The sequence below is a fragment of the Herbaspirillum sp. B65 genome, from assembly GCF_000333555.1.
Taxonomy (GTDB): Bacteria; Pseudomonadota; Gammaproteobacteria; order Burkholderiales; family Burkholderiaceae_D; genus Herbaspirillum; species Herbaspirillum rubrisubalbicans.
Genome location: NZ_BADI01000298.1, coordinates 1 through 1,494, shown reverse-complemented (window position 1 = coordinate 1,494; position 1,494 = coordinate 1). Strand labels below are relative to the sequence as shown.

The following is a 1,494-nucleotide window of genomic DNA, read 5'->3' as shown; positions in this document are numbered from 1 at the left end:
GGCCATTGCATCGAAGTTGAAATGCCTACGCGGCCTGTGATGCGGTCAAAGCAAAGGGCGGCCTAGTCACTCGGGAAGCCGGTCCAATGAAGCACGGCAAAACCATTATTGCTTTTGTGCAAGACCCCGACGGTTATAAGATTGAATTTATTCAGAGAAAGGAGAGCTTTAGTTCTCCCGACTAACAGACTGCCCATGACCTGCGTCGGTAATTTGTAGCCCGTCAGGCAGTGAGTCGGTTGTCGATCATATTCGATTCCAGCCAGGCTCGACGGCCCGTAGCTGGAGGTTGGTACTGATGTGCGCTATGCGGCCTGCGCTCGTTGTAGAACTGACGCCATCTTTCAATCAGCACTTTCGCTTCTGCCCGGCTGCGGAACCACTCCCGGTTAAGCAGTTCGTCGCGCAGCTTGCCATTGAAGCTTTCCACGAATCCGTTCTGCCATGGACCGCCTGGCGCAATGAAGGCGGGACCAACGGAGGCATCCCGCAACCAGCGCATGACCTTGGCCGCTGTGAATTCAGCTCCATTGTCCGACCGAACGTAGGCCTGTTGATTTGCTCGCAGAATTGACCCTTTCCATTTGACCCACCTTCCATTGCCTCCCAAAGGCCGCCACACGGTCGTACGACCCTTCATATCCCAGCTCCCTCAAGTCCAGGAACATCTGTTTCAGGGTTCGTCTCTGCTTGCGCGATTTGACCGCCTCGGCGCTGAGCCAGGCTGAAAGTCGAGGCGCGAATTCATCTAGGTCACTGGATGATCGCCTGGATGGGTAGGATGGCTCGATCGCTCCGGATCGGATATAGCGACGAACCGTGTTTCGAGAGATGTCCAGCCGGCGGGAGATTTCCCTGATCGAGATGCGATCGCGGATGTACCAGCGCCGAATAATTCCAAGCCCGATAGAGCCGTTGTTCTTGAACATGTACTGCAACTATCGGGATCACGGCACCTTCTAGCCCAACACTCCCGTCGGCATTTCTCGTATCAAGTGCACACTTGACGCATGGGATCATGATTTCCATTTGGTTTTCTTTTATCGATGTCTGGTCGGTCCAGTCACAGGCTGTTTTGTAGTTGAAATTTCGGTTCAGCTGAATTTTCTGAGATGGCGAGCAAATACCCAGCCACGAATCTCCAGCTGGTTCTCCTCATCCGTCCAGTGAATCAGGGCGAAGTCCCCCTCCTTCTTGATTAGTTTTACGGCCGCACCAAACGACAAACGCGCAATTTCCGGCGACTGCGCCCTCGGATTTTGATGAACAACTAGAACGCTGGTGGAGACGTAACGATACTCTGAGAGTAATCCAGATGAGCCTACCGCTGTGCGCACCGTCTCCTGTACAATTTTCTGAGCCACTTTCGGACTTTCATCCAAAATCGCGATGCCGGCATGTCGGTGGTCGTCGTGACCGAACATGACGCGGCGCTGGCCGATGCCGTGGCGGCACGCCTGGCCCGGCAGATCTGGGACGAACGCGCCGACTTCG

The 1,494-nt window shown here is 54.8% G+C and carries 1 protein-coding gene and 4 pseudogenes; 2 read left to right on the top strand and 3 right to left on the bottom strand.

The window, feature by feature from the left end:
• Positions 1-20: 20 nt before the first annotated feature.
• Positions 21-185: pseudogene (locus I5W_RS07745) on the top strand (VOC family protein); the annotation flags it as partial.
• A gap of 38 nt (positions 186-223) precedes the next feature.
• Here the strand turns inward: I5W_RS07745 and I5W_RS07740 are convergent.
• The 3 genes and pseudogenes from I5W_RS07740 to I5W_RS31120 form a co-directional block, all read right to left on the bottom strand.
• Positions 224-550, bottom strand: a pseudogene (locus I5W_RS07740) (integrase core domain-containing protein); the annotation flags it as partial.
• Positions 549-929 (bottom strand): annotated as a pseudogene (locus I5W_RS29545) (winged helix-turn-helix transcriptional regulator); the annotation flags it as partial. The pseudogenes I5W_RS29545 and I5W_RS07740, both read right to left, overlap by 2 nt.
• Before the next feature lie 165 nt (positions 930-1,094).
• Positions 1,095-1,424 carry an SH3 domain-containing protein gene (locus I5W_RS31120; RefSeq protein ID WP_374702126.1) on the bottom strand — a complete coding sequence of 110 codons (330 nt, stop codon included), beginning with the start codon at positions 1,422-1,424 and terminating at the stop codon, positions 1,095-1,097.
• Between I5W_RS31120 and I5W_RS31115 the strand changes: the two are divergent.
• A pseudogene (locus tag I5W_RS31115) lies at positions 1,386-1,494 on the top strand (M81 family metallopeptidase); the annotation flags it as partial. The gene I5W_RS31120 and the pseudogene I5W_RS31115 overlap by 39 nt on opposite strands.